Consider the following 26,512-nt stretch of genomic DNA (forward strand, 5'->3'; position numbering starts at 1 on the left):
ATGCCCAAATTTTCGAGCAAGCGCCGTGTCAATCACAGCGCATCCGAGATGTTTGATCTGGTCGCCGACGTCGAGCGGTATCCGGAATTCGTGCCGCTGTGCAGCGCGCTGAAGATCCGCCAGCGCATGGCCAAGCCTGACGGGACCGAGGTGCTGGTCGCCGACATGATTGTGTCGTTCAAGCTGGTCAAGGAATCCTTCACCAGCCGCGTGACGCTTGACCGCGCCAATCTGAAGATTTTGGTCGAATATTTGCAAGGTCCGTTCAGTAACCTCGAAAACCGCTGGACGTTCGAGCCCAAAGGTGAGGGCGTCTGCGACGTCGGCTTCTTCCTCGCCTATGAGTTCAGGAGCCGCATGCTGGCGATGCTGATGGGCTCGATGTTCGACGCCGCGTTTGCGCGGTTTTCCACCGCGTTCGAAAAGCGGGCGGATGCGATCTACGGCCGGCCGAAGCTGGCGTCGACCTGATCAATCCACCGCCTTCACCACATCCGGCGGCTGCGAGGCGTAATACGCCGCGGCGGCCTCGATCTCCTGCGGCGTCATCGCGCGGGCGATGTTGCGCATCTGCTGGCTGATGTCATTGCGGCGCTCGCCGGCCGCAAACGCCTGGAGTTGCGCCTTCATATAGGCGTCGGACTGCCCCTCCAGCCACGGGCTGCCGGTCTTGTTGTCGAGGCTGCCATGACAGGCGCCGCAGGGCGCGATGCCGCGCAGCGGCGCGCCGTAGATGACGATGTTGGGTTTTGGCAGTTGCGGCGTCGGGTGGTAGGCAGGCAGCCGCGGCAAATAGGCGTAATAGTTTGAAAGATCGGCGATTTCGTCGTCCGTCAGGTTGACCGCGAACGGCGACATCACGGCGTTGGTGCGCGCGCCGGAACGGAAATCGTGCAGCTCCTTGTAGATCACCGCGGCGTACTGGCCGGCGAGATTGGGCGAGTCCGCACGGCTGATGCCGATCGGGCCGTGGCAGATGGCACAGCGCTGCGCCAGCGTCGCGCCACGCCCGATCGCCTCCTGGCTCGGACGCGACAGCGTATGCGAGGTCAGCACGACCTCCGACAGGCGATTGGCCTGCTCGGGCACGGTAACGCTCGCCGTGCGCTGCGCCACGCCGGCGGCGCTGCAGATCGCGTCCCAGATGCTGGAGAACCTGACCCAAGGCTGCGCGAAGGGCAGCACGACGAACCCTGCAATCGCCGTCACGATCAGGATGGCGGCGGTGATGCCGACGCCGATCGAGAAGTGGCGGTTGTGGAAGGTGAAGAGGTCGCGGGTGCTCATCACTGCGCTCCCACATAGACGGCCGGCACCGATGTTCCCCCTGAGGTGGCGAGATTGAGGATCGGATAGCCGTAATTGGTGATGGTCAGCGCGATCATCAATGCGACCCACAGCGCATGGGTGTTGAGCGCGACCGGTACGGTCGTCGGCTGATGCACGGCGAGCGCAAAGCGATAGGCACCGGCGTCAGCCTGCGGCGCACGCATGCCGCGGGCGAGGATGACCAGGAAGAGAATGCCTGAGGTCAGCAGGATGAAACCGCCGATCGCGGAGAAGATCACCGACAGCGCTTGCGGCGCGATGGCGGGATCGCCGAAATCGAAATAGGCCATCCGGCGCGGCATGCCCAAAATTCCGACCCAGTGCCACGGAAACGTCGTCACGATCATGCCGATGAACCACAGCCAGAGCTGGGAGCGGATCAGCCTGACGTCGATCAGCTCTCGTCCGGTCAGATGCGGCCACAGATCATAGGCGATCGCAAAGTACATGATCACGATGGCGCCGCCGAAGATCAGGTGGAAATGGCCGGTGATCCATTGCGTGTTGTGGATGGAGGCATCGAGCTGATAGCTCATGTTGATGAGCCCTCCGGCACCGCCGAAGCCGAGCATGACGAAGGAGAACGCCAGCGCCAGCATCATCGGATTGTCCCAGGGCAGGGCCCTGATCCAGCCGAACAGGCCGCGGCCACCACGCAAGCGCGCTGCGATCTCGACCGAGGCGCAGATCGTGAACACGGTCAACAGCGTCGGCAGTGCGACCAGCGCCGTGAAAGCCGAATGGATGAACTTGAATCCGGCGCCGACCTGCGGATCGGCAAAGGTGTGATGCATGCCGATCGGCATCGCCACCACCAGGAACAGGATGAAAGAAATCCGCGCCATGGTGTCGGAATAGACGCGGCCGCCGATCGCGCGCGGCACGATGGTGTAATAGGCGATGTAGGTCGGCATCAGCCAGAAATAGACGATGGCGTGTAGCGTCCAGGAGAAGAAGATGCGCCCCAAGCCGGCGTCGATGGTGTTCTTCAGCCCCGCCGCGACGGGAATGATCTGGAGCAGCAGCTCGAGGGCGGCGCCGACCGCGGTCCAGGCCCACAAGTACGAGCCCGCGACATTGGCGAACATCGCCAGCGGCACCGGCGCGCCCGGATGGGCCTTTCGCCACAGGCGCAGATTGATCGACATCAGCGCGACCCAGATCCACGAGCCGACCACGACCAGCACGACGCCGAGATAGTAGAACAGATTTCCGATCAGCGGCGGATAGAATGTGTAGAGCACCGAAGCACGCCCGAGCGCGATCGGGATCACCGCCATGACGCTGCCGATCACAATCAGCCAGAAGCCGGACCAGGCCCAGCGCACGCCGACGAGGCGCTGCTCCAGCGCGGACTCGCTGATCGCATAGCCAAACCCCATCGCGACCAGGGTGGGGAAGACATAGCCCATCACCGTGCCGTGCGCGGTCAGCGAGCGGTAATAGAGCTCGGGGTTGGACAGCCAGGTGCCGATCGGGCTGCGAATAAACATCTGCCAGGCGCCGAGCGTCAACGCGACGCCGAACAACGCAAACGCCAACCAGAAATGGGCGAGAATGAGCTTCCTATTGACCAACACAGCTCAGCCTCCCGCCACCCTTTGCGCGATTTGCGAAGTCGGCCTTGTCGATCACCTTGACCTTGCCCCACATGCCCTCATGGCCGAAGGAGCAGAACTCCTGGCAGGGCATCAGATAGTCGCCGGTCTTCGTAAAGCGCATGAGCTGCTCTGAGATGTAGCCTGGCACCAGCATGGTGTTGACGTTGGTGCCCTGGATCAGGATGCCGTGCACGACGTCAGCACTGGTGGCGCGCAGCGTGATCGGTGTATCGACGGGCACCACGATGCAGGCCGGCGTGAAGGAATATTGCTGGCCGATCGCACGCACGGTCACATTGCCATTGGCCTCGAGCACGCTGCCGAGATTGCTCTCGACGAATTCGCCGGACAGATGAATCCGTGATGGATCGGTGGTCTCGACGCGGGGCTGCGGCATGGTCGCCTGATGGATACCGGCGAAGGCCGCGAGCAGCGCCATGCCGACGATGATGATGACGGCAATCGTGGCCCAGCGTCGTTCGACGCGGGCCGCGACTTCGGCGCTGCTGCCATGGGTTTCCTGTGCGCTCATTGCAGCGATCCACGCGGCAGGAACACGAACAGATAGAACGCAAGCCACATCGCAACGACACAGGCCGTTGCGATGCCTGCGACCACGATTGCGCCTGACGGCCCTTGCGCGACGACCTCCTCGACGGCCTGGTCGGCGGTGGCTGGGCTGGTCGGCGGATCGGAATTGAACATGACGCCTCTCAGTTCAGCGGTGCGGAGCGCAGCTCATTGGCCTCGCGGGCCGAGACCGGCGAGCCGCGATTGCCCCAGGCGGTGCGGATGTAGGAGACGACGGCGGCGACCTCGTTGTCGGAGAGCAGGCCGGCAAACGGCGGCATGCCATACGGCATCGGATTGCCCTTGGTGCCCGGCGGATAGCCGCCATTGAGCACCATCCGGATCGGGTTGACCGCCGACTGCATCTCGATCGACTGGTTGTTGGCGAGCGGCGGCCAGTGTGGCGGCTTGCCTTCGCCCTGCGCGCCATGACAGCTCGCGCAATTCTTGTCGTAGACAGTCTTGCCAAGACTGATCAGCAGGCTGCTCTCGGCGTTCGGCAACACCGTGCTTGCCGGCGGCGGCGTCGAGCCTTCCGCGATGCCCTTGAGGTACACCGCCATCGCCTTGGTGTCGGCATCATTGAGGTATTGCAGACTGTTGTGCACGACCTCGGCCATCGGGCCGTAGACCACGCCGCGCGCGGAGACGCCGGTCTGCAAGAGATCGGTAATGTCCTTGATGCTCCAGTCGCCGAGGCCCGCCTCGCGGTTGGAGGTCAGCGAGGGCGCGTACCAGTTCTGCATCGGGATCAGGCCGCCCTTGAAGGCATCCGACTGCGAAGTGCCGCCGAGCGCGTTGATCGGCGAATGGCACATGCCGCAATGGCCGAGACCTTCGACCAGATACGCGCCGCGATTCCATTCCGCCGATTTAGTCGGATCGGGCTTGAATTCGCCCTCGCTGAAGAACAGCGTGCGCCAGCCGAGAATGAGCTGGCGGTTGTCGTAGGGGAAGCGCAGCTCGTGCTGCCGGTCCCTCTGGTTCACGGGCTCGATCGAACGCAAATACGCGAAGATCGCGTCGCTGTCGGCGCGCGTGACCTTGGTGTAGGAGGCGAACGGCATCGCCGGATAGATCAGCCCGCCATCAGGAAAGCGGCCGCTATGCATGGTCCGGTAAAAATCGTCGGCAGTCCATTTGCCGATCCCGGCCTCCGGATCCGGCGTGATGTTGGTCGTGTAGATCGTGCCGAACGGGGTCGGCATGGCGCGACCGCCGGCGAACAGACGGCCCTCGGGTGCGGTATGGCAGGCGGTGCAATCGCCGGCGCGGGCGAGATATTCGCCGCGCGCGATGATGTCGCTGTTCTTGTCCTGAGCCTGCGCAGCCGTTGTGACCGCGGCGAGAGCGAGCAGTGCGATCGATAGTTTCGAGCCCATCATCCGCCTCGTCAATTGGGCTGGCTGCCGCAGCCGAAGGGCAGCGCGTAGGTGCCTTTCGCCACGGGGGCCGGGTTGTCAGGGGCGGGCCGCGTCGCAAGCCAGGCCGCGACCGCGGTGACGTCGGCCTCGGTCAGATGACCTGCGATGATCTGCATGCAATCAGGCGATTTCGCCGTGCGGGTCCCATAGCGCCAGGCGCCGAGCTGGGCGCTGACATAAGCGGCGCGTAAACCGAGCAGGCCGGGGATACCGGGCTGCATGCCCGTGAGTCCCGGACCATGGCAGCTGACGCAGGCCGGAATGTTGCGGCCGGCGTCGCCGCTGGTGGCGAGCAATTCGCCTTGCGCGAGCACGTCCTTGCTGACTTCGCTCGGCGCGGGCTGCGGCAGCGGCGGATGCTCGCCGGCAAAGTATTCCGCCATCGCTTCCAGATACGGATCGGGCAGAAACTCCAGCAGATAGTTCATCGGCGGGTATTTTCGCCGGCCGCTGCGGAAGGCGAGCAGCTGGTTGTAGAGATAGCCTGATGGCTTGCCGGCAAGCCGCGGGAAATAGACGTCGCTGGTGCCTTCGCCCTTGTTGCCGTGACAGGGCGTGCAGGCCTCGACCCGCGCCGCCATCGTGTCAGGCGACTGGTTGGCCGTTTGCGCGGCTGCACTATTAAAGGCGACCAAGATGACAAGTGTAGCGGCTATCGCCGCATCGCGAGCGAACACGCTGTCGCCCTCCAAAGTGCCGGACCGGTTGATTCCGGATCACAACGTAGAGCGGCATTATTGCGTCAATATGTTTCGGCGCAAGATCGCGTGGGCGTAATGACGATTTGGTTGCGACATCGCAGCGCACATCATCGTCGATTTGGACAAGGTTTACGTGCAATTTGAAAAATAAACATGACGCGACGGTCTCGCGACGCGTTGCGCCCGAGCTTTGCTTCGTCGTGCCACCCTCCGATGTCAGAGGGTGCAGGGAAGGCCGGGTGCCGACTGGCACCCACGGTCCACTGTGCGAATATTGCGCTACAAGAGGCTGCACAGCGGCATACAGGTGAAGCCAAACACACGGCCTTCCCTGCGCAGTGGGTTGACGGCTTATGCCGAGCTCTCCCCGGGGAGCGATGCACTATTGCCCCCGTCGCCTTGCAGATGACTGATGGGCGGGCCCGGTTGGGCCGCATCCATCACCACAAGACTTGACGCACAGACTCCGGGCGTCAGGACGACACGGTTTTGCCGTACGCAGTCACACCCGTCGTGTGCGCAAGGCCTTCGCTCACGGTTGCCCGCCCTGCAAAAACCTTCGCGCGGCATGACTGACGTCCACCACGGCTCACCCCACGTTCGTGACGATCGCGATACGCCCCTCTGACCGGGATGAGGTGGCGGATGTCTACTGCAAATCAGAAATTCGGCAAAGCGGAATATTTTCGCGCGCGTCGGTTGACCGAGCCACAGTGTGTTTTGCCCGTCAGGCAACACAAGGAATAGGTGCGTAGGGTGGGTTACGCCTCGCGGCTCGCGCTTCGCGCAGCCACGATGCTAGCCCACCCTACGAAACTACGAAACGACGAGACTGCTCAGCCCCGCGGCGACCGGGGCGTTCTGCGCTTCGCCGCGTGCCGGCGCGGCGAGCGTGTCACGCGAGGGCGAAGGCGGGTTGCCGCGGCTGCGCGGCGTGGCTTGGTTGCGGCTTGCGGACCGCGGGCGAGCTCCATCAGCATGCGCAGCGCCTCGACCACCGCGCGCTGGCGCACGGCGGTGCGGCCGATCGCGCCAAAGCGCTGCTCGCGATGGATGATTCGGCCATCGCGCGCGGCGGCGGCGAAATGGACGAGGCCGACCGGCTTGCCCGGGGTCGCGCCGCCGGGGCCGGCGATGCCGGTGATGGCAACGGCGAGATCGACGCCAGCCCGCTCAAGCGCGCCAACCGCCATCGCGGTCGCGGTCTCCTTGCTGACAGCGCCGAAATTCGTGAGCGTTGAGGCCTCGACCCCGAGCATCGCGCGCTTGGCGTCGTTGGAATAGGTGACGAAGCCGCGGTCGATGACGTCAGACGAGCCGGGGATGTCGGTCAGCGCGCCGGCGACGAGGCCTCCGGTGCAGGACTCGGCGGTCGCGATCGTCAGCTTGCGCATCCGGCAGAGATCGAGCAGCGAGCGGGAGAGGGCGCGTGCGTCGCTGCCGGCCATGGCCTTACGCGCTCCAGGGAAGACGAATGGTGGCGCTCGCGGTGGCCGCGATGCCTTCCTCGCGGCCGGTGAAGCCGAGCCGCTCGCTGGTCGTGGCCTTCACGGCGACGCGGGAGATGTCGACGCCGGAGATCTCGGCGATGCGCGCGCGCATGACATCGCGCAAGGGGCCGATCTTCGGCCGCTCGCAGATCATCGTCACTTCGAGATTGGCGACGCGGCCGCCGCGCGCCGTGACGCGCTCGATGGCGTATTTCAGGAACTGGTCGGAGGAGGCGCCCTTCCACTTCGCGTCGCTCGGCGGAAAGTGCGAGCCGATGTCGCCGTCGGCCAGTGCGCCGAGGATCGCATCAACCAGCGCATGCAGGCCGACGTCACCGTCGGAATGTGCCAGGAAGCCCTTCGTGTGCGGCACGCGCACGCCGCACAGCATGAGGTGGTCGCCTTCACCGAAGGCATGCACGTCGTAGCCCGTGCCGGTCCTGATATCGCCGAGCAGGCTGGCCAGGCGCGCTTCCTCGCGCACGAAATCCTCGGGAGTGGTGAGCTTCATGTTCGCAACATCGCCTTCAAAGGTCGCAACCGTCAATCCCGCCCATTCGGCGATGGCGGCGTCATCGGTGAAATCGCTGCGGCCTTCCTTTGCCGCGCGACGATGCGCTTCGAGGATGACGTCGAAACGAAAGGATTGCGGCGTCTGCGCGATTCGCAAACGCGCCCGGTCCGGCGTGTCCTCGACATCGCCGCTCGCGCCGGTGACCTTGATGGTGTCGGTCACGGGGACGACGGGGATCGCGGCGCCGGTGCGGCTTGCTGCCTCGATCGCGCGCGAGATCACGCCTGAAGAGACGAAGGGACGCGCCGCGTCGTGGATCAGCACGATGTCCGGCTTGTGCCTGGCAAGGGCTTCGAGACCTGCCAGAACCGAGGCCTGACGCGTCGCGCCGCCATGGGTCGGCGCCTCATGCTTCAGTCCTGCGACCGCTGTCGTGAATACGGCGCTGTCGTCAGGGTTCACCACCGGCTGTACGGCAAAGATTTCGGGATGCGTGGTGAAGGCTTCCATCGCGCGGTAGATCACGGGCACGCCGCCGATCTCCCGATACTGCTTCGGCCCGCCGGCGCCTGCGCGCAGGCCACGCCCGGCCGCGACGAGAACGACTGCAGTGCGCTGTGAATTCGCCATAGAACTCAAATATTCAACTGTTAAGGGAAGAGTCGGGAGCGGGGTGATTGCCGGCATGCCTCTAGCACGGCAGGCCCGCAAAAAAAGGGGGTTTCCCCGGATTGTGGGATTCAGCATTTTGCTGCACTGCACTTGAAAGATCTGCAGAACTGTCTAAACTGTAGGCATGACGCTTGACTGCACAAGAATTGTGCGCAAGATAGATCATGGCAGGCGCGATGAGGCGCTGCCCACGCAACGAGACCCCCGTGACCGGCCCGGCAGTATCAGGCTCTAAGCCGTTGAAAATAGGCGATATTGAAATCGCCAATCCGGTCTTCCTGGCACCGATGTCGGGGGTGACGGACTCGCCCGTTCGCCGGCTCGCCGCCGAGCTGGGAGCAGGTTTGGTCGTCTCCGAAATGACCGCCAGCGATGAGCTCGCCAACGGCCACCGGATGTCGCGGTTGCGCTGCGAAGCCACCGGCGTCGGCCCGCACGTGGTCCAACTCGCCGGCTGCGAAGCGCGCTGGATGGCGGAAGGCGCCCGGATCGCCGAGGCCGAGGGCGCCGATATCATCGACATCAACATGGGCTGTCCGGCCCGTCACGTCACCGGCGGCCAGTCGGGCTCGGCGCTGATGCGCGATCTCGATCACGCCGTGAGCCTGATCGAGGCGACGATATCGGCGGTGAAGGTCCCGGTGACGCTGAAGATGCGGCTTGGCTGGGACGATCGCACCCGCAACGCGCCGGAATTGGCGCGGCGCGCGGAAGCCGCCGGCATCAAGCTCGTCACCGTCCATGGCCGCACCCGCTGCCAATTCTACAAGGGCGAGGCCGATTGGGAGGCGATCCGCGCCGTGCGCGAGGCCATCTCCATTCCGCTCGTCGTCAACGGCGACATCACCACTTACGAGAAGGCGCTCGCGGCGCTCGAAGCCTCCGGCGCCGATGCCGTGATGATCGGCCGCGGCGCGAACGGTCAGCCTTGGCTCCCCGGCGAGATCGGCCGCCGCCTGAAGGGCGGGGCGGTGGAAGCCACGCCCGCGCTCGCAATGCAGCTCCACTATATCCGCACGCTCTACGAGGGCGTCTGCGCGCTCTATGGCCTGCGCGTCGGCCTCAGGCATGCGCGCAAGCATCTCGGCTGGGCGCTCGATGTCGCGGCCGATTCGAGCCGCGCACCTGTCGAAACGCTGAAGGCCTGGCGCCGGAAGATTCTCACATCCGAGGATCCGCGTCTCGTCCACGAGTCGCTGCAGGATGCCTTCGACGATTTCGCATGGAGCGCTGCTGCATGAGCTCAGTTGCTGACCATCGCCGGCCGATCCCGTCCGTCAGCGACGCGATCCTGGATGCCTTGCCCAATCCCGTTCTGATGATCGGGCCCGATGGCAAGATCGTCGCCGCCAACATCGCGACCGAAGCCTTCTTCGATATCTCGACGCAGTTCCTGAAGCGGCAGTCGCTGAAGGAGCTGGTGCCGTTCGGCAGCCCCCTGCTGGCGCTGATCGACCAGGTGCGCTCCTCGAACTCGCCGGTCAACGAATACAAGGTCGATCTCGGCACGCCGCGCATGGGCGGCGACCGCCAGGTCGATCTGCATGTCGCCCCGCTCACCGAGCGGCCCGGCCACATCGTGGTGATGCTGCAGGAACGCTCCATCGCCGACAAGATGGATCGCCAGCTCACCCACCGTAGCGCTGCGCGCTCGGTGATAGCGCTAGCAGCGATGCTCGCGCATGAGATCAAGAATCCGCTGTCGGGCATCCGTGGCGCCGCGCAACTGCTGGAGCAGCAGGCATCGTCCGAAGATCGCATGCTGACGCGCCTGATCTGCGACGAGGCCGACCGCATCGTGACGCTGGTCGACCGCATGGAGGTGTTCGGCGACGAACGGCCCGTGGTGCGCGGCCCCGTCAACATCCATTCGGTACTGGATCACGTGAAGCGGCTGGCGCAGTCGGGCTTTGCCCGCAACATCCGCTTCATCGAGGATTACGATCCCTCGCTGCCGCCGGTGCTGGCGAACCAGGACCAGCTGATCCAGGTGTTCCTCAATCTGGTGAAGAATGCCGCGGAAGCGCTGATCGACGTGCCCGACGCCGAGATCCAGCTCACCACTGCGTTCCGCCCCGGCGTACGCCTGTCAGTCCCCGGTCAAAAATCCCGGGTATCCCTGCCGCTCGAATTCTGCGTGAGGGACAATGGACCGGGCGTGCCGGACGATCTTCTGCCCAATTTGTTCGACCCCTTCGTGACCACGAAGCAGACCGGCTCTGGCCTTGGTCTTGCTCTGGTCGCCAAGATCATCGGCGATCACGGGGGCATCATCGAATGCGAGTCTCAGCCGCGCAAGACCACCTTTCGCGTGCTGATGCCGATGTACTCGACATCGGTCAAACACGCAGATCACAGCAGTCGCGACGGCTCTGCCGGGAAGTCGTCGTCTGCATCACAGGGGGCAAAATGAGGATTAACAATGCCCGCAGGTAGTATTCTCGTCGCTGATGACGACACCGCCATCCGCACGGTTCTCAACCAGGCACTGTCCCGGGCCGGGTATGAGGTCAGGCTCACCGGCAATGCCGCAACGCTGTGGCGCTGGGTCAGCCAGGGGGAGGGCGACCTCGTCATCACCGACGTGGTGATGCCGGATGAAAACGCCTTCGACCTGTTGCCGCGGATCAAGAAGATGCGGCCGAATTTGCCCGTCATCGTCATGAGCGCGCAAAACACCTTCATGACGGCGATCCGCGCCTCCGAGCGCGGCGCCTATGAATATCTGCCAAAGCCCTTCGACCTGAAGGAGCTGATCGCCATCGTCGGCCGCGCGCTCGCCGAGCCCAAGGAACGCGTCGCAGCGCCCGACGACGATTCCGAGATGGAGGCGATCCCGCTGGTCGGCCGCTCGCCGGCGATGCAGGAAATCTACCGCGTGCTCGCACGCCTGATGCAGACCGACCTCACCGTGATGATCACGGGCGAGTCGGGCACCGGCAAGGAGCTGGTGGCGCGCGCGCTGCACGATTACGGCAAGCGCCGCAACGGCCCGTTCGTCGCGGTCAACATGGCGGCGATCCCGCGCGACCTGATCGAATCCGAGCTGTTCGGCCATGAGCGCGGCGCCTTCACCGGCGCCAACACGCGCGCCTCCGGCCGGTTCGAGCAGGCCGAGGGCGGCACGCTGTTCCTCGACGAAATCGGCGACATGCCGATGGAGGCGCAGACCCGCCTGCTGCGCGTCTTGCAGCAGGGCGAATACACCACCGTCGGCGGCCGCACGCCGATCAAGACCGACGTGCGCATCGTTGCAGCCTCCAACAAGGACCTGCGCGTCTTGATCCAGCAGGGGCTGTTCCGCGAGGACCTGTTCTTCCGCCTCAACGTCGTGCCGCTGCGGCTGCCGCCCTTGCGCGAGCGCATCGAGGATCTTCCGGATCTCGTGCGTCACTTCTTCGCGCTGGCCGAGAAGGATGGATTGCCGCCGAAGAAGCTCGATGCGCTGGCGCTCGAACGGATGAAGCAGCACCGCTGGCCCGGCAACGTGCGCGAGCTGGAGAACCTCGCGCGACGTCTCGCCGCGCTCTATCCGCAGGACGTGATCACGGCCTCCGTCATCGACGGCGAGCTCGCGCCGCCCTCGGTCAGCCCGGGTGCCGCGGTCCAGCAGGGCGTCGACAATCTCGGCGGCGCGGTGGAAGCCTATCTCTCATCGCACTTCCAGGGCTTCCCGAACGGCGTGCCGCCGCCGGGCCTCTACCACCGCATCCTCAAGGAGATCGAGGTGCCGCTGCTCACGGCCGCGCTCGCGGCCACCCGCGGCAACCAGATCCGCGCCGCCGATCTGCTCGGCCTCAACCGCAACACGCTGCGGAAGAAGATCCGGGATCTCGATATCCAGGTTTACAGAAGCGGGGGTTAGTCTCTCGGAACGGATGTGGCTCAGCTCCCCCTACCCAAGCGGGGCTGAGCCTGTCCTCAGCAAGCCTCCCACCTATCTCATCGCGCGCGCGAGGACCGGCTGCATGTTGGCCATCTCGGCCGTCCGCTCCTGTCGGCTTGTGCCATTGACCAGCAGGTCCGAGGCAACGATCAGCAGAACCACCGCCGACACCATCATCGCGAGAAATATCCTGTCCATGCCGGGTCAAGCCGGAATGGCCGGATTCTGTTCCCGGCATCGTGTGCTCGGCTACCGTGGCGTGCACTGGAACTCCCTGACGCGGCGTGGTAGGGGAACGCCCGGAATGAGGCCTTTTGACGCAGACGCGCCTGATGTGCGCGCGCTGCGGAAGGTGGGTTATGAGTCGGGTTCGTATCGTTGCGTTTGCCGTAGCCGGCCTTGGTCTGTTGCCAGGGCCTGGTCTGGCGCAGTCGGTGGACATCCCGCTCAGCTACGCCATCAACAGCGGTGCCAATTACGGCTTTAGCAGCACCAATCCGGTTCTGATCCTGACGATCAATGTCGGCGTTAATGGCGGCGCAGCGCGAACTTACGCCTTCGACACCGGGTCGTCGGTCTTTCTGGCGCCGAGTAGCGTGTACGCCGGTGGCGCGTCGACGGTGCTCGCAACCGGCGTCAATGTCGAGACCTATGGCAGCTCGACCACGAGCTCATTCACTGGCGATCTCTATCAGATCTCGGCGTCGTCGCTGAAGTTCTACGCGACGGCGGGAGCAACATCTGGCGGGATCTCGCTCGGCACCACCGGCAACTACAACGTTGGGTCCTACACGTCGTATTCCCTGTCCACCGGCGGCGCCATCAGCGCGCAACCATTCGGCGCGTCGGTCGGCGTGTTCGGCGCCTCGGCGCTCGCATTCAACAAGACGGTGGCGGGAACGACTGTCGGCCTTGGGAGCGTGATCGGCCAGACCAACGTCGCGAACACCACGGCCGGCTACATGGTCGCAGCCAACGGGCAGAGCCTTGCAGCGCTCAATCAGCAGCTCAACACCAATATTCCCGGCGGAGCTGTCACGAGTGCACAGCAATCGATCCAGACGGTTCCGCAGTCGATCACGTCCTGCAACCCTTGCGTCACCGTCGGCCTGACGCCGGCGCTGATCGCGCAATTCCAACCTGCGAACACCGTCGCCGCCGGTACCAATGGAGTAAGTTTTCCGAACTCGAACGTGCTGAGCATGGGCAAGTTCGTGCCGTTGAATTTCGCGGTCGGCGCCGGCGCGACGTTCAGCCGCAACGTTTCGCTGGATACGGGATGGACCGACTTTGCGGTACCTCACGGCGGCAGTGGTTCCACGCTGACTGTCTCGGCGACCATCGGCGGTACACAGGAGACGTTCAAAATCGCCTCGCATGCGGGCGTGCCGTCTCCTTACGCGCTGGCCAATTCAAGCGCTGACATCCTTGGCGTCGGGTTCTTCGTCCAGAATTCCGTGCTCTACAATCTGGCGGGCCAGCAGGTCGGCTATTCCTCGAATTTCGTTACCGACGCCAACATTGCGACGACCCAGCCGCTTGTCATCGACGCGACCTCTGTGCCGCTGGGTCTCGCGGGCATCATCTCGGGTTCTGGCGGGCTCTCGATCCAGACCGGCGGCTCGGCGACGCTGAGCGGCACCAACACCTATACCGGACCGACATCGGTGTCGGGCAACAGCGCCTATCTGGCACTTATCGGGCCGGGGAGCATCGCGGCCTCGAGTGGCGTCGACGTATCGTCTGGCGGCTGGTTCGATGTGTCGGGTGCAAGCACGACCGCGACGATCAAATCGCTGTCCGGCGACGTCGACGGTCTGGTCTGGCTCGGCGCCAATTCGTTGGCGTTGTCGGCTGCCAGTGGCGTGTTCGCGGGAACGATGGTCGGCAGCGGTGGGCTCGAGCTGATGTCCGGTCACGAGACGCTCTCCGGCATCAACGGTTATACCGGCATGACCCTGGTCAACGGCGGCACGCTGACCGTGGACGGGACGATCGCGAACTCGTTTCTGACGGTCGTCGGCCCCGGCGCGACGTTGAACGGCACCGGAACGGTCGGTCTGCTCAGCGTGCTCGATGGCGGCACTTTTGCGCCTGCTTGGGGAATGCCCGGGCACACAATGAGCGTAGCCGGCGATCTCATCCTGTCGTCGGGTGCCAACTACGCCGTGCAGCTCGGCGCAAGCAATGCTGCCTCCGCCAATGTCAGTGGCAACGCAACGCTTGCGGGAACGGTGGTCGCAAGCGCCGCGCCCGGTAGCGCCATCGTCAGGCAATATGATCTCGTGCACAGCGGCAGCCTTGGAGGCTCCAGTTTTGGTGGGCTTTCGACGTTGCTGCCTGGCTTCTCCGCAAGCCTGAGCTATTCCTCGACCGACGCCTATCTGACTCTCGATGCCGCACTCGTCGCGCAAGCGCAGGCGTCCGGCGTCGGGGCCAACGGTCAACGCATCGCAAAACTGCTCGATGCGAGCTTCAATAGCACCGGCACGATGTCGGCAGGTTTCTCGCCGCTCTACACGCTGACGGGTCGCAACCTCGGCAATGCCTTGACGCAGGCCTCAGGCGAGACGGCGACCGCCGTGCAGCAGACGAGCTTCAATGCGATGGATCAATTCCTCGGCCTGCTGATGGATCCCGGCGTCGGCGAGCAGGGCGGAACGCGCTGGTCGGCGAACGGGCTCTCGAACTTCGCCAGCGCCGACGAGGAACTGGCCTATGCCGCATCGAAACGCGCACGCCGTGCGAGCGAGCAGGACGCCTATGGGCTGATGGCCAAGGCGCCGATGCATACCGTCTATGATCCGCGCTGGAGCGTGTGGGCGTCGGGCTTTGGCGGATCGCAATCCAGCGATGGCAATGCGGCAATCGGCTCGAACGCCGCGACGAGCCAGGTGTTCGGCACGGCTGTTGGTGCCGACTATCTGCTTTCGCCGCACACGATTATGGGCTTCGCGCTCGCCGGTGGCGGCACCAGCGCCAACGTCGCCAATTCCGGAACGGCGCGTTCGGATCTGTTCCAGGCTGGCGCATTCGTCCGGCACAAATCTGGCGCGGCCTACGTCTCCGCGGGCATCGCCTATGGCTGGCAGGACATCACCACGGACCGCACGGTGACAATTGCCGCTGCCGATCGCCTGCGGGCGGAGTTTCATGCCAACACGTGGTCCGGCCGTGTCGAAGGTGGCTATCGCATCGCGGTTCCCTCGACCAAGGGACTCGGCATCACGCCCTATGCGGCTGCACAATTCACCACCGTCGCGCTGCCGGCTTACGCAGAATCCGCGGTGTCGGGGGCGGGGACGTTTGCGCTGTCCTATGCGGGGCGCAACGTCACCGACAGCCGCAGCGAGATCGGCGTTCGCACCGACCAGACCTTTGCAATCCGGAACGGCCTGCTGACCGTCAATGGCCGGCTCGCCTGGGCTCACGACTTCGATCCGGATCGCTGGGCCGCAGCATCGTTCTTGGCGCTTCCCGCGTCTGGCTTCACCGTCAACGGCGCGGCGCAGGGACGGGATGCGGCGCTGACCTCGCTCGGCGCCGACTTCAACTGGCTAAACGGCTGGTCGGCCCGCGCCGGGTTCGAGGGAGCGTTCTCCGACGTCAGCCGGTCGTACGCCGGTAAGGGACTGCTCCGGTACACTTGGTAGGCCGCCATCCCTGTGGATGCGGCTGCCCGTCACGGAGTAGACGCCGTGGAATTGTCGCAATTCGGCAACAATGTGGTACGAATACATCAGTATCCGCGCGACGCGGACCCGTTTTCATCACCCCATTGCCCGGAATGACCAGCGCAGAGACCTCGGCCGCATCCTTTGACACGGCCCCAGCCGAAGAGCCCCGGCGCTGGTCGGTGCGACGCTGGCTGGCGCCGTTTGCGGTGGCGCTGGCGCTGCTGTCGGCTTTCCTGACCTTCATGGTCCTGACGGGCCTCACCAAGATCGAGCCGACGCCGGAAGTGGTTCGCTCGTTCTACCTGATCAACGCCGGCACGATCCTGCTGCTGGTCGGCATCATCGTCCGCGAGCTCTGGCAGCTGATCCTGGCCCGGCGCCGGGGCAGGGCCGCGGCGCGGCTCCACGTCCAGATCGTCAGCCTGTTCTCGATCGTTGCCGTGCTGCCGGCGGTGCTGGTCGCCGTCGTCGCCAACGTCACGATCGAGCGCGGTCTCGACCGGCTGTTCTCGGGTCCGACCAAGGAAGTGATCCAGAACTCGCTGACGATCGCGCGGGCCTACATGAACGACCATGCGCAGCTGATCCAGGGCGACATTCTCGGCATGGCCAACGACATTGCCCATGCACGGCCGCTCTATGATCAGGACCGGCGATCGTTTCGCGAAATGCTGACGGCCAGCGCCGCCTCCCGCAACCTGCCGGGCGCGATGATCATCGACAAGAGCACCAACATCCTGGAGTCCGCCGACACCGGCATGCGGCTGACCTACTCGCCGCCCGCGCCGGAGTTTCTCAGCAACGTCAAGGAGTCCGAGCCGGAAATCGCGATCCTTCCGGACGCAAGCTCCGTCGCTGCGGTGATCCGCCTGCGCGCCTTCACCGATACGTTCCTGTATGTCGCCCGCCCGCTCGACCCGAACGTCGTCAGTCAGGTCAACCAGACCGAGATCAGCGTCGCCGAATACGCCCAGATCGAGTCGCGCCGGCTCGGCATCCAGGTCGCGTTTGCGTTGATGTTCGCGGTGATCGCGCTGACCATCCTGATGGCTTCCGTGCTGATCGGCCTCAACTTCGCCAATTCGCTGGTGGCGCCGATCCGGCGGCTGATGAACGCGGCCCACACCGTCTCGACCGGCGACCTTCATGTGAAGGTGCCCGTGCATCAATCGGAGGGCGATCTCGCGCAACTAGGCGAGACCTTCAACAAGATGACGCAGGAGCTGCGGAGCCAGCGCGACGAGCTCGTCAACGCCAGCGATCTCATCGACAGCCGCCGCCGCTTCATCGAGGCCGTGCTGTCCTCGGCGAGCGCCGGCATCATCGGCGTCGACACTTCGGGCAGCGTCGGCATCCTGAACCGCTCCGCCGAGAAGTTGATCGGGCATTCCGAGGCCGAGACGCTCGGCCATCCGCTCTCCGACGTGCTGCCCGAGCTCGACGAGATGATGAAGGCGTCGCGGGAAGGGGCCCAGCGGCTGGTGCAGGGCCAGATCACGATCACGCGCGACGGCACCGAGCGCAATCTCTCGGTTCGAGTCAGCGCCGAGAGGAACCAGCCGCACGACAGCTACATCATCACGCTCGACGATATCACCGAGCTCGTCTCGGCGCAGCGAACCTCGGCCTGGGGCGACGTCGCACGCCGCATCGCCCACGAGATCAAGAACCCGCTGACGCCGATCCAGCTTTCGGCCGAGCGTATCCGCCGCAAGTTCGGCAAGGACATCACCGAGGCCAAGGACAAGCAGATCTTCGACCAGTGCACCGACACCATCGTGCGCCAGGTCGACGACATCAGGCGCATGGTCGACGAGTTCTCGCGCTTTGCGCGGATGCCAAAACCCGTGATGGAAGGCGAGGACGTCGCCGACACCGTGCGGCAGGCGGTGTTCCTGATGAAGGTGGCCCATCCCGAGCTCGATATCGAGGCCGAGTTCAAGGAGGATCCGCTGCGCGCCCAGTTCGACCGGCGGCTGATCTCGCAGGCGGTCACCAACATCGTCAAGAACGCGACCGAGGCGATCGAGCAGGTCCCGCCGGAAGAACTCGGCAAAGACGGGGGCAAGGGGCGTATCGACGTCGTGGTGTCGCGCGAGGGCGAGGACGTGCTGATCGACGTCATCGACAATGGCATCGGCCTGCCCAAGGTGGCGCGCTCGCGGCTGCTTGAGCCGTACGTCACAACGCGTGCCAAGGGCACCGGCCTTGGCCTTGCCATCGTCGGCCGCGTGCTGGAAGACCATGGCGGCCGCATCGAGCTGAAGGACGCCTCGGACTTCCGCAAAGACCAGCGCGGCGCCTGGATGCGGATGCGCTTTGCGATCTCCGGCGAGGCCAACAAGAAGGCCGAGGGAGCCGAGACGGCGTCGGCGATGATGTCGCAGGCGCTCAAGGATTCCGTCGCGGCGCCGGAAACAAAAGACCCGGCGGCCGAAACCAAAGAGCCGGCTGAAAAGACCAATGATTCAACGAAGATCGAAGCCTCTACAGGCAGCTGACAAGACAGGCGCGACCCATGGCAAGTGAAATTCTGATTGTCGATGATGAGGCCGATATTCGGGATCTCGTCGCGGGCATTCTCGAAGACGAGGGTTTCGTCACAAGGACCGCGCGCGACAGCGATACTGCACTCGCCGAAATCGCCAACCGGCGGCCGCATCTGGTGTTCCTCGACATCTGGCTGCAGGGCTCCAAGCTCGACGGCCTGCAGCTGCTGGAGCAGGTCAAGAAGGACAATGCCGACCTGCCGGTCGTGATGATCTCCGGCCACGGCAACATCGAGACCGCCGTCGCCGCGATCAAGCGCGGCGCCTACGATTTCATCGAGAAGCCGTTCAAGGCGGACCGGCTCATCCTCGTCGCCAACCGTGCGCTGGAGAACTCGCGTCTCAAGCGCGAGGTCAAGGAGCTGAAGCAGCTTGCGCCCAGCGCCAGCCAGCTCGTCGGCCGCTCGCCGAGCATGAACCAGCTGCGCCAGACCATCGAGCGCGCGGCGAAAGCCAACAGCCGCATCCTGATCGTCGGCCCCGCCGGCGCCGGCAAGGAATTGACCGCGCGCACGCTGCATACGGCCTCGGGCCGCGCCGACGGCCCGTTCGTCGTCATCAACGCCGCCGCGATCACGCCGGAGCGCATGGAGCACGAGCTGTTCGGCATCGAGCAGTCCAATGGCGAGCATCCGCGCAAGCCCGGCGCGCTCGAGGAAGCCCATGGCGGCACGCTGTTCATCGACGAGATCGCGGACATGCCGCGCGAGACCCAGAACAAAATCCTGCGCGTGCTGGTCGAGCAGTCGTTCCAGCGCGTCGGCGGCACCGCCAAGGTGCAGGTCGACGTCCGTATCATTTCGTCGACCGCGCGCAATCTCGAAGAGGAGATTGCCGCCGGTCATTTCCGCGAGGACCTCTATCACCGTCTCTCGGTGGTGCCGATCCGCGTGCCCGCGCTGTCGGAGCGGCGCGAGGACATTCCGGAGCTGATCGACTATTTCATGGAGCAGATCTCGGCCGGCAGCGGCCTGCCCAGGCGGCAGATCGGCCAGGACGCGATGGCGGTGCTGCAATCGCATGTCTGGCCCGGCAATGTGCGCCAGCTCCGCAACAATGTTGAGAGAGTCATGATTCTGGCCGCCGGCGGTCCGGAGGTGATCATCACCGCCGACATGCTGCCGCAGGACGTGGGCTCGATGGTGCCGGCGATGCCGACCAGCAACAATGGCGAGCACATCATGGGCTTGCCGCTGCGCGAGGCCCGCGAGGTGTTCGAGCGCGACTATTTGATTGCCCAGATCAGCCGTTTCTCAGGAAATATTTCTCGTACGGCCGAGTTTGTTGGCATGGAACGGTCGGCGCTACACCGGAAGTTGAAGGCACTCGGCGTCGGCTAGCGGCCGACGCCCTCGGGGATATCTAAGAAAAATCATCTATTTCCGGAATCTTTTGGAGAAAACGGTCGGGGCCTGCCGCCTCAAGCAGCTTGCCTAATAACGCGACCTGTCCTCTAATCGAGCAGCCGTTCCTCGGAGGGGGATCTCATGGGGGACGGCAACCGGACGAAGGCCCAAATTCTCAAAACAGGGCCGCGACCGGCGCAATAAAAAGAAACTCAAAGCGAGAAAAAAACAATGGCGGCAGACCGCGCACAAAACCTACAGGACACCTTCCTCAACCACGTTCGCAAAACCAAGACGCCACTGACGATCTTTCTGGTCAACGGAGTGAAGCTCCAGGGCATCGTGACCTGGTTCGACAATTTCTGTTTGCTGCTTCGGCGCGACGGTCATTCGCAGCTCGTCTACAAGCACGCGATCTCGACCATCATGCCGGGCGCTCCGATCCAGCTGTTCGAAGGCGGCGAGGACCAGCCGGCTTGAGAGTGATCTGATTGGACCCCCGGAATTTTGACGGGGATGCCGACCGTCCGCGGTCGGCAGGGGCTAAGCAAACGGGCCGGGTGCTTGTCATCGGCCCCTATTTGCGTGCGCGTTCGGGAGGTGCCGACGCGCAATCAGAGAGTCATGCCTCTTCCAGTCAAGTCCTGCGAGACAGCGAGGCCCGGCTCGACGAAGCCGCGGGCCTCGCGCGTGCGATCGATCTCGTCATTGCCGATGCCATCATCGCGCCGATCAGCCAGATCCGGCCCGCCACCTATATCGGCAAGGGCAAGGTCGAGGAGATCGCCGCGCTCGCCAAGAGCCTTGATGTCGAGCTCGTGGTGATGGATTGCGCGCTGGCGCCGATCCAGCAGCGCAATCTCGAGAAGGAATTGCACGCCAAGGTGCTCGACCGCACCGGGCTCATTCTGGAAATCTTCGGCCGCCGCGCCAAGACCAAGGAAGGCTCGCTCCAGGTCGAGCTCGCTCATCTCAACTACCAGCGCTCGCGCCTGGTGCGGTCATGGACCCATCTCGAACGCCAGCGCGGCGGTTTCGGATTCATGGGCGGTCCCGGCGAGACGCAGATCGAGGCCGACCGCCGCCTGATCCAGGAGCGCATCTCCAAGCTCGAAGGCGAGCTGAAGAAGGTACAGGCGACGCGGCGGCTGCATCGCGCCGGCCGCCAGCGCGTGCCGTATCGCGTGGTCGCGCTGGTCGGCTACACCAATGCCGGCAAGTCGACGCTGTTCAACCGCCTGACCCGCGCCGACGTGCAGGCGGCCGACATGCTGTTCGCAACGCTCGATCCGACCCTGCGCGCGCTCACGCTGCCGCATGGCGGCAAGGCGATGCTGTCGGACACCGTCGGCTTCATCTCCAATCTGCCGACGCAGCTCGTCGCCGCCTTCCGCGCCACCCTGGAGGAGGTGCTGGAAGCCGACGTGATCCTGCATGTCCGCGACATCTCTCACGAGGATGCCGAGGCCCAGCAGAGCGACGTCGACGCCGTGCTGCGCCAGCTCGGCATCAACCCCGATGACAGCGGCCGTATCATCGAGGTCTGGAACAAGATCGACCGGTACGATCCCGAGCAGCGCGAAGAGCTCCTGAACATCGCCGCGCGCCGGCCTGAGGATCATCCGGCAATGCTGGTCTCGGCCGTGTCGGGCGAGGGGATCGACGCACTGCTCGCCGCGATCGAAGAGCGGCTTGCCGCAAAGCGCACCACGCTCGATCTCTCCATCGACGCCGCCGATGGCGCCGGCATCTCCTGGCTGCATCGCAATTCCGAGGTGCTGGCGAAGGAGCTGCACGACGGCCGCTTCGACATGACCGTGCGAGTGGACGAGACCAAGCGGGACATCGTGATCAGCCGCTTCGATGCGGTGCCGCAGGCAGGTTAGGACCTGGCGAACTCCCAGCATGACAGCGGCATGACGCTGTAGGGTGCGGCAGGCTGCCGCACTTTCTGTTTGAAATCGGCCGCGCCTTGGTCCATTGCCCTCCGGACCCAGAGGTGAGGGACTACCGATGCAGAATGCGAGCGAAGCGGGCGACAAGCTCGGCAACGGAACGACAGATCTCTCCCTGGAGCGTGCCCCCGACATCGTCGAGGCGATGAACGCCCTTGAGCCCGACAAGGCTGCGGCCATGCTGCGATCCTTGCCCGCCGAGAAGGCGATCGAGGTGCTCGATCTGCCGGGGCTTGCCAACACCTGCGAGATCCTCGCGGAACTGCCTGAAGAGACGGCGATCGCGCTGCTGTCGGGCGTCTCCGACGACCGCGCCGCCGATATCTTCAAGGAGTTGAGCGAGCCGCTGCGCACCACGCTCCTGAACGGGCTGAATCCGGAGACGCGGACCGTCATCTCCGGGCTGCTGGCCTATCCCGAGCGCAGCGCGGGCAGCATCATGACGACCGAGTTCGTCAGCGTGCCCTCGACCTGGACCATTGCCGAGGTGCTGCATCACATTCGCATGGTCGAGCGCACCCGCGAGACCGTCTATTCGATTTTCGTCGTCGATCCCACCACGAAGACGCTGATTCAGGCCGTGCCGCTGCGCCGCCTGATCTCGGGCGATCCGCACGCCAATGTGTTGACGGCCGCGCCGGCGCGGCGGCCACTGATGGTGTCGCCGGAAGCCGATCGCATGGAGGCGGCGCGGCTGATCTCCCGTTACGACGTGCTCGCGGTCGCGGTCGTCGACGGCCCCGGTCACCTCCTCGGCATCGTCACCGTGGACGACGTCATCGATGCCATCGTCCAGGAATCGACCGAGGACGCCCAGAAGTTCGGCGGCATGGAAGCGATCGACGAGCCGTACCTGCGCATCAGTTTTGTCGAGATGATCAGGAAGCGCGGCGGCTGGCTGTGTGCTCTGTTCCTGTCGGAAATGCTGACGGCCACGGCGATGCAGAGCTACCAAAGCGAGCTCGAGAAGGCGATCGTCCTGACGCTCTTCATCCCCTTGATCATGAGCTCGGGCGGCAACTCCGGATCGCAGGCCACCTCGCTGCTGATCCGCTCGCTGGCGCTGCGCGAGGTGCGGCTCCGTGACTGGTGGCGCGTTGCCTTACGCGAGCTGCCGACCGGCATGACGCTCGGCGCCATTCTCGGCGTGATCGGCATCGTCAGGATCACGCTCTGGCAGACCCTCGGCTTGTTCGATTACGGCCCGCATTGGGGCCTGGTCGCCGTGACCGTCGGCGCTGCGCTGGTCGGGATCGTGACCTTCGGATCGCTGTCGGGATCGATGCTGCCGTTCATCCTCAAGCGCCTTGGCTTCGATCCCGCAAGCGCGTCCGCTCCGTTCGTGGCAACCCTGGTCGACGTGACGGGGCTGGTGATCTATTTCGGAGTAGCAGCGGTCATTCTCCGCGGCACGTTGCTCTGAGAAGTTGTTGCCTCAACGAGGCTGCGTTGGCCACGTTGAGATAGTGTCGGCGTGAGGCGCTGACGTCACGGACAGCAGGGCAGGGAGCGCAATGTCCGCAGATGCGATCCGCACAATCCTGAACGAATTCCCGGGCGAAATCGAACGCGGTCCGGGGGCAACGGCCGAAGAGATCGCCAACTGCGAGCGCGAGCTCGGCGTTCGGTTCGTTGGCAGTTTTTCCGACTACCTGCAAACCTCTGGCTGGCTCCGCGTTGGCACGAGCGAGATTTATGGTCTCGGCGAAAACATCCCGTTGTGGCGCCGTCTCAAGGAGATGACGCTGAGCGAGCGAACCGAGATGTATCCGCCGCTGCCGCCTTATCTCGTGACTTTCTATAATGATGGATTCGGCAACCAGCACTGCCTCGACAGCCGCGTCGTTGTCGACGGCGAGCAGCGTATTGTTTTTTGGAACCATGAGGCAGGTCCGGATCAGACTCCTGAACCTATCGCCAGCTCGTTTGCGGATTGGCTCCGCCAGCTGATCGCGGCGGAGCGCGAGAGCGATTAGCCGGTCGGGAGCTTATCGGGACAGATCGAGGCTCATGAACTGGTTGTGCGGGCTCGGCTGATAGCCGGCGAACGGCTCACAGGAGACGAAGCCGGCGCTGCGGTAGAGTGAGACGGCGGGTGCGTGCAGCGGCGCCGTGCCGGTCTCCAGGCTGAGACGCGCATAGCCGCGATTGCGGGCCTCAGTGATGATGTGGTTCAGAATCGCGCGCCCGGCTCCGGTCCGCCGGGCACTGGGCGCGGCGCGCATCGACTTCACCTCGCCATGCGTCGCATCCAACTGCTTCAGGGCGCCAAACCCGGCCAATACGCCGTCCTGCCATGCGGTCCAGAACGTTACGGATGCCGCCGACAGGCCGCTCGCATTGAGGGCCCGCGCGTGCTCGCCCATGACACTGCGCAACTCTTCCAGATGATGCGCCAGCAAATCGGCGACGTGAGGCGCCTTCGGATCGTCCTGCCTGATGTCCACTGCATATCCTCGTATCAAGCGGCGGTCTTCGCCGCATTCCACAGCGCATCCATCTCCGCCAGCGACGCTTGCTCCAGCGTGCGGCCCTGCGCTTCCAGAGCGCGCTCGATATAGGCAAAACGCTTTTCGAATTTTGCATTGGTCGCGCGCAGCGCGGCTTCCGGATCGGCGTCGACATGGCGGGCAAGGTTGACGAGGGCAAACATCAGGTCACCGGTCTCTTCCGCGATCTCCTGCTTGTCGTTACGATCGAGCGCGGCCTCGATCTCGTCGGCTTCCTCGCGAATCTTTTGCAGCACGGCGCGCGGGTCGTTCCAGTCGAAGCCGACGGTGGAGGCCTTGCGCTGCAGCTCCATGGCGCGGGTCAGCGCGGGCTGGCCGGCCTTCACGCCCGACAGCAGCGATTTGTGCGGCGGTGTCGCCTCCGGCGGTCGGCGTGCGGCGCGCTCGGCTTTCTCCTCGGCCTTGATGCGGTCCCAGACTTCCTTGACGTGGGAGGAGGCGAGATTGCCCTCCTTGTCGGCGAAGACGTGCGGATGGCGCCGGATCATCTTGCGGGTGATGGCCTCAACGACATCGCCAAACGCAAAGGCGTTCTGCTCGGAGGCCATCTGGGCGTGGAACACGACCTGCAACAGGAGGTCGCCGAGTTCTTCGCGCAGATCGTCGAGATCGCCGCGGTCGATGGCATCGACCACCTCATAGGCTTCTTCGATCGTGTAGGGCGCGATGGTCGCAAAATTCTGCTCGATGTCCCAGGGGCACCCGCCTTCGGGCGCCCTCAAAGCGGCCATGATCTCGATGAGGCGGGCGATATCGCGGGAGGGCTTCATATCATGTAACTCATGCAACTAGTTGACCCGATAGCGAAACTCGATTCATAGCCAAGTTTAGCCTATGATAAAGTAATGATCGTGCGCAGTAGATGCGCGAATTGATGGACTGGCGAAATCATGAGCAATTGCAATATTTGCGGCGTTCAGCTTGATCAACCGGGCAAGCCGGATACGCTCGATTGCGGCGGTGACTGTCTACGATGTATGGCGGAGTGCGGTGATCCCGATTGCATAAAAACTATGCGCGAACTCGAGCCCGATAATCCGAAATGGAAAACGGAAGATAAAATCTGATCGTCTGCGCAGCGAGCGGGACAGTTGAGGATTGGAGCCGAGCACTCTTGGTAACCCAAGCCGCCTTCGAGCGGCTTTTTTCTTTGGGGACCAAAATGTATATTGGACTTCCCAGGGGCAGCCGGTCACCGGCGTGCGCAGCGCCGCCATGATCTCGATCAGGCGGGAAATGTCGCGGGAAGGGCTCATTGCGGGGCAGTCTCCGGGGTCCGAAACCTTATGCCAAAAGTGGGCCGCCGTTCCCAGCGGCGCGCGCCGGAACAGGCCGATTTCCACCGATTGGCTGCTGCGTTCTCCAGTGCTAAAGCGCGGACCATGAGCGACGCATTTTCATCACAAACCGCGTTGGTGCTGTTCTCCGGCGGCCAGGATTCCACCACCTGCCTCGCCTGGGCACTGAGCCGCTTTGCGCGGGTGGAGACGCTGGGGTTCGCGTACGGCCAACGCCATGCCGTCGAGCTCGACTGCCGCGACCGGCTGTTCGACGGCATCAAGGGCCTGCGCGCGGACTGGGCCGCAAAGCTCGGCGAGAGCCACACGCTGTCGATTCCGACGCTCGCCGCGGTGTCCGAGACCGCGTTGACGCGCGATGTCGCGATCGCGATGGGGGCCGATGGGCTGCCCAACACGTTCGTGCCCGGCCGCAACCTGGTGTTCCTGACGTTTGCGGCGGCGCTGGCCTATCGACGCGGTATCACCCACATCGTCGGCGGCATGTGCGAGACCGACTATTCCGGCTATCCCGATTGTCGCGACGAGACCATCCGCGCGATGCAGGCCGCGCTCTCGCTCGGCATGGCCAGGCAATTCGAGCTGCACACGCCGCTGATGTGGATCGACAAGGCTGCGACGTGGAAGCTGGCACATGATCTCGGCGGCGATGCGCTGGTCGATCTGATCCGCGAGCAGTCGCACACCTGCTATCTCGGCGAACGCGGCGCGCAGCATGATTGGGGCTATGGGTGCGGGGAGTGCCCGGCGTGCAGCCTGCGGGCAAAGGGGTGGCGGGAGTTTGTGGCAGGGAGGTAGCGCCCAGTCGTACTCTCTGTGCCCCGGACGCAGTGCAGCGCTTCTTTAGCGCTGCGCTGCTGAGCCGGGGCCCATGCTTCCGCAACGTACGGTGTCGCCCTGGGTCCCTGTGTGTGGAAAGTCTGTCATGATGGCGGTGGGCGGGAAGCCGTTGGGTCCTTGGCGCTTGACGCCGTGATCCGGCCCGGTCTC

The 26,512-nt window shown here is 64.5% G+C and carries 23 protein-coding genes and 1 pseudogene; 12 read left to right on the plus strand and 12 right to left on the minus strand.

From position 1 onward, the window contains the following. Window positions 1-471 carry a type II toxin-antitoxin system RatA family toxin gene (locus M2427_RS40255; protein WP_280712274.1) on the plus strand — a complete coding sequence of 157 codons (471 nt, stop codon included), beginning with the start codon at window positions 1-3 and terminating at the stop codon, window positions 469-471. Here the strand turns inward: M2427_RS40255 and M2427_RS40260 are convergent, their stop codons facing one another. The 8 genes from M2427_RS40260 to M2427_RS40295 all read right to left on the minus strand — a co-directional run bounded on the left by M2427_RS40260 (window position 472) and on the right by M2427_RS40295 (window position 8,259). After that, on the minus strand, window positions 472-1,287 hold the full coding sequence (locus M2427_RS40260) for a c-type cytochrome (protein WP_280712275.1): 816 nt from the start codon (window positions 1,285-1,287) through the stop codon (window positions 472-474). It abuts the gene before it with no gap. Then, window positions 1,287-2,909 (minus strand): b(o/a)3-type cytochrome-c oxidase subunit 1, encoded by a 1,623-nt coding sequence (locus M2427_RS40265; protein WP_280712276.1) that lies wholly within the window; start codon window positions 2,907-2,909, stop codon window positions 1,287-1,289. The genes M2427_RS40260 and M2427_RS40265 overlap by 1 nt, the downstream gene beginning before the upstream one ends. After that, complete coding sequence (locus M2427_RS40270; RefSeq protein ID WP_280712278.1) at window positions 2,896-3,462, minus strand: cytochrome C oxidase subunit II; 567 nt, start codon at window positions 3,460-3,462, stop codon at window positions 2,896-2,898. Before M2427_RS40270 ends, M2427_RS40265 begins: the two co-directional genes overlap by 14 nt. Continuing rightward, complete coding sequence (locus M2427_RS40275; protein ID WP_280712279.1) at window positions 3,459-3,635, minus strand: hypothetical protein; 177 nt, start codon at window positions 3,633-3,635, stop codon at window positions 3,459-3,461. The genes M2427_RS40270 and M2427_RS40275 overlap by 4 nt, the downstream gene beginning before the upstream one ends. An 8-nt stretch (window positions 3,636-3,643) precedes the next feature. Then, entirely contained in the window at window positions 3,644-4,882 is a 1,239-nt protein-coding gene (locus M2427_RS40280; protein WP_280712280.1) for a cytochrome c, read from the minus strand. Window positions 4,883-4,893: 11 nt separating this feature from the next. Further along, a complete protein-coding gene (locus M2427_RS40285) occupies window positions 4,894-5,601 on the minus strand; it encodes a c-type cytochrome (RefSeq protein ID WP_280712281.1) in 708 nt (235 codons plus the stop codon). 860 nt (window positions 5,602-6,461) lie between these two features. Continuing rightward, window positions 6,462-7,073 (minus strand): CinA family protein, encoded by a 612-nt coding sequence (locus M2427_RS40290; RefSeq protein ID WP_280712282.1) that lies wholly within the window; start codon window positions 7,071-7,073, stop codon window positions 6,462-6,464. A 4-nt stretch (window positions 7,074-7,077) separates the two neighbouring features. Further along, window positions 7,078-8,259, minus strand: a complete 1,182-nt coding sequence (locus tag M2427_RS40295; protein ID WP_280712283.1) for a bifunctional 2-C-methyl-D-erythritol 4-phosphate cytidylyltransferase/2-C-methyl-D-erythritol 2,4-cyclodiphosphate synthase — start codon at window positions 8,257-8,259, stop codon at window positions 7,078-7,080. Window positions 8,260-8,540: 281 nt separating this feature from the next. Between M2427_RS40295 and dusB the strand changes: the two genes are divergently transcribed. Genes dusB through ntrC form a run of 3 tightly spaced genes read left to right on the plus strand, consistent with a single transcriptional unit; the run spans window position 8,541 to window position 12,166 of the window. Continuing rightward, complete coding sequence (dusB, locus tag M2427_RS40300; RefSeq protein ID WP_280712298.1) at window positions 8,541-9,542, plus strand: tRNA dihydrouridine synthase DusB; 1,002 nt, start codon at window positions 8,541-8,543, stop codon at window positions 9,540-9,542. Then, the gene (locus M2427_RS40305; RefSeq protein WP_280712284.1) at window positions 9,539-10,714 is read left to right on the plus strand and encodes a nitrogen regulation protein NR(II); all 1,176 of its coding nucleotides are present in this window, start codon (window positions 9,539-9,541) and stop codon (window positions 10,712-10,714) included. The genes dusB and M2427_RS40305 overlap by 4 nt, the downstream gene beginning before the upstream one ends. A 9-nt stretch (window positions 10,715-10,723) precedes the next feature. Continuing rightward, window positions 10,724-12,166: a nitrogen regulation protein NR(I) gene (ntrC, locus tag M2427_RS40310; RefSeq protein ID WP_280712285.1), complete on the plus strand. Its 1,443-nt coding sequence runs from the start codon at window positions 10,724-10,726 to the stop codon at window positions 12,164-12,166. Between the two features lie 72 nt (window positions 12,167-12,238). On the opposite strand, the gene M2427_RS40315 is transcribed toward ntrC, so the two are convergent. After that, window positions 12,239-12,385, minus strand: a complete 147-nt coding sequence (locus M2427_RS40315; RefSeq protein WP_280712286.1) for a hypothetical protein — start codon at window positions 12,383-12,385, stop codon at window positions 12,239-12,241. 161 nt (window positions 12,386-12,546) lie between these two features. Between M2427_RS40315 and M2427_RS40320 the strand changes: the two genes are divergently transcribed. The 7 genes from M2427_RS40320 to M2427_RS40350 all read left to right on the plus strand — a co-directional run bounded on the left by M2427_RS40320 (window position 12,547) and on the right by M2427_RS40350 (window position 23,690). After that, window positions 12,547-15,840: an autotransporter outer membrane beta-barrel domain-containing protein gene (locus M2427_RS40320; protein ID WP_280712287.1), complete on the plus strand. Its 3,294-nt coding sequence runs from the start codon at window positions 12,547-12,549 to the stop codon at window positions 15,838-15,840. 134 nt (window positions 15,841-15,974) lie between these two features. Continuing rightward, window positions 15,975-18,365, plus strand: a complete 2,391-nt coding sequence (locus tag M2427_RS40325; protein ID WP_280712288.1) for a PAS domain-containing sensor histidine kinase — start codon at window positions 15,975-15,977, stop codon at window positions 18,363-18,365. 17 nt (window positions 18,366-18,382) lie between these two features. Further along, a complete protein-coding gene (locus M2427_RS40330) occupies window positions 18,383-19,753 on the plus strand; it encodes a sigma-54 dependent transcriptional regulator (RefSeq protein ID WP_280712289.1) in 1,371 nt (456 codons plus the stop codon). Window positions 19,754-19,990: 237 nt separating this feature from the next. Continuing rightward, window positions 19,991-20,239, plus strand: coding sequence for an RNA chaperone Hfq (gene hfq, locus M2427_RS40335; RefSeq protein ID WP_007591126.1), 249 nt, complete (start codon window positions 19,991-19,993; stop codon window positions 20,237-20,239). Window positions 20,240-20,250: 11 nt separating this feature from the next. Beyond that, entirely contained in the window at window positions 20,251-21,645 is a 1,395-nt protein-coding gene (gene hflX, locus M2427_RS40340) for a GTPase HflX (protein WP_280712290.1), read from the plus strand. A 127-nt stretch (window positions 21,646-21,772) separates the two neighbouring features. After that, window positions 21,773-23,137 carry a magnesium transporter gene (gene mgtE / locus M2427_RS40345; protein WP_280712291.1) on the plus strand — a complete coding sequence of 455 codons (1,365 nt, stop codon included), beginning with the start codon at window positions 21,773-21,775 and terminating at the stop codon, window positions 23,135-23,137. Window positions 23,138-23,228: 91 nt separating this feature from the next. Beyond that, entirely contained in the window at window positions 23,229-23,690 is a 462-nt protein-coding gene (locus tag M2427_RS40350; RefSeq protein WP_280712292.1) for an SMI1/KNR4 family protein, read from the plus strand. A gap of 12 nt (window positions 23,691-23,702) precedes the next feature. Here M2427_RS40350 and M2427_RS40355 read toward each other — a convergent pair whose 3' ends face one another. From M2427_RS40355 to M2427_RS40365, 3 genes and pseudogenes are all read right to left on the minus strand, one after another. Beyond that, the gene (locus M2427_RS40355) at window positions 23,703-24,161 is read right to left on the minus strand and encodes a GNAT family N-acetyltransferase (protein ID WP_280712293.1); all 459 of its coding nucleotides are present in this window, start codon (window positions 24,159-24,161) and stop codon (window positions 23,703-23,705) included. A 14-nt stretch (window positions 24,162-24,175) separates the two neighbouring features. After that, on the minus strand, window positions 24,176-24,994 hold the full coding sequence (gene mazG, locus M2427_RS40360) for a nucleoside triphosphate pyrophosphohydrolase (RefSeq protein ID WP_280712294.1): 819 nt from the start codon (window positions 24,992-24,994) through the stop codon (window positions 24,176-24,178). 399 nt (window positions 24,995-25,393) lie between these two features. Further along, window positions 25,394-25,480: pseudogene (locus tag M2427_RS40365) on the minus strand (nucleoside triphosphate pyrophosphohydrolase); the annotation flags it as partial. 126 nt (window positions 25,481-25,606) lie between these two features. On the opposite strand from M2427_RS40365, the gene queC reads away from it, so the two are divergent. Continuing rightward, window positions 25,607-26,320: a 7-cyano-7-deazaguanine synthase QueC gene (gene queC, locus M2427_RS40370; protein ID WP_280712295.1), complete on the plus strand. Its 714-nt coding sequence runs from the start codon at window positions 25,607-25,609 to the stop codon at window positions 26,318-26,320. The last annotated feature ends 192 nt before the right edge of the window (window positions 26,321-26,512 follow it).

It is taken from the genome of Bradyrhizobium sp. BR13661 (assembly GCF_029892425.1).
Taxonomy (GTDB): Bacteria; Pseudomonadota; Alphaproteobacteria; order Rhizobiales; family Xanthobacteraceae; genus Bradyrhizobium.

What these genes read in the sequence shown, in the direction of transcription:
- M2427_RS40275 (WP_280712279.1), bottom strand. Translation starts at nt 3,635, where the DNA reads ATGTTCAATTCCGATCCGCCGACCAGCCCAGCCACCGCCGACCAGGCC.
- M2427_RS40350 (WP_280712292.1), top strand. Translation starts at nt 23,229, where the DNA reads ATGTCCGCAGATGCGATCCGCACAATCCTGAACGAATTCCCGGGCGAA.
- M2427_RS40280 (WP_280712280.1), bottom strand. Translation starts at nt 4,882, where the DNA reads ATGGGCTCGAAACTATCGATCGCACTGCTCGCTCTCGCCGCGGTCACA.
- M2427_RS40320 (WP_280712287.1), top strand. Translation starts at nt 12,547, where the DNA reads ATGAGTCGGGTTCGTATCGTTGCGTTTGCCGTAGCCGGCCTTGGTCTG.
- ntrC (WP_280712285.1), top strand. Translation starts at nt 10,724, where the DNA reads ATGCCCGCAGGTAGTATTCTCGTCGCTGATGACGACACCGCCATCCGC.
- M2427_RS40325 (WP_280712288.1), top strand. Translation starts at nt 15,975, where the DNA reads ATGACCAGCGCAGAGACCTCGGCCGCATCCTTTGACACGGCCCCAGCC.
- hfq (WP_007591126.1), top strand. Translation starts at nt 19,991, where the DNA reads ATGGCGGCAGACCGCGCACAAAACCTACAGGACACCTTCCTCAACCAC.
- M2427_RS40260 (WP_280712275.1), bottom strand. Translation starts at nt 1,287, where the DNA reads ATGAGCACCCGCGACCTCTTCACCTTCCACAACCGCCACTTCTCGATC.
- M2427_RS40270 (WP_280712278.1), bottom strand. Translation starts at nt 3,462, where the DNA reads ATGAGCGCACAGGAAACCCATGGCAGCAGCGCCGAAGTCGCGGCCCGC.
- M2427_RS40295 (WP_280712283.1), bottom strand. Translation starts at nt 8,259, where the DNA reads ATGGCGAATTCACAGCGCACTGCAGTCGTTCTCGTCGCGGCCGGGCGT.
- M2427_RS40290 (WP_280712282.1), bottom strand. Translation starts at nt 7,073, where the DNA reads ATGGCCGGCAGCGACGCACGCGCCCTCTCCCGCTCGCTGCTCGATCTC.
- queC (WP_280712295.1), top strand. Translation starts at nt 25,607, where the DNA reads ATGAGCGACGCATTTTCATCACAAACCGCGTTGGTGCTGTTCTCCGGC.
- M2427_RS40305 (WP_280712284.1), top strand. Translation starts at nt 9,539, where the DNA reads ATGAGCTCAGTTGCTGACCATCGCCGGCCGATCCCGTCCGTCAGCGAC.
- M2427_RS40330 (WP_280712289.1), top strand. Translation starts at nt 18,383, where the DNA reads ATGGCAAGTGAAATTCTGATTGTCGATGATGAGGCCGATATTCGGGAT.
- M2427_RS40255 (WP_280712274.1), top strand. Translation starts at nt 1, where the DNA reads ATGCCCAAATTTTCGAGCAAGCGCCGTGTCAATCACAGCGCATCCGAG.
- mgtE (WP_280712291.1), top strand. Translation starts at nt 21,773, where the DNA reads ATGCAGAATGCGAGCGAAGCGGGCGACAAGCTCGGCAACGGAACGACA.
- M2427_RS40315 (WP_280712286.1), bottom strand. Translation starts at nt 12,385, where the DNA reads ATGGACAGGATATTTCTCGCGATGATGGTGTCGGCGGTGGTTCTGCTG.
- mazG (WP_280712294.1), bottom strand. Translation starts at nt 24,994, where the DNA reads ATGAAGCCCTCCCGCGATATCGCCCGCCTCATCGAGATCATGGCCGCT.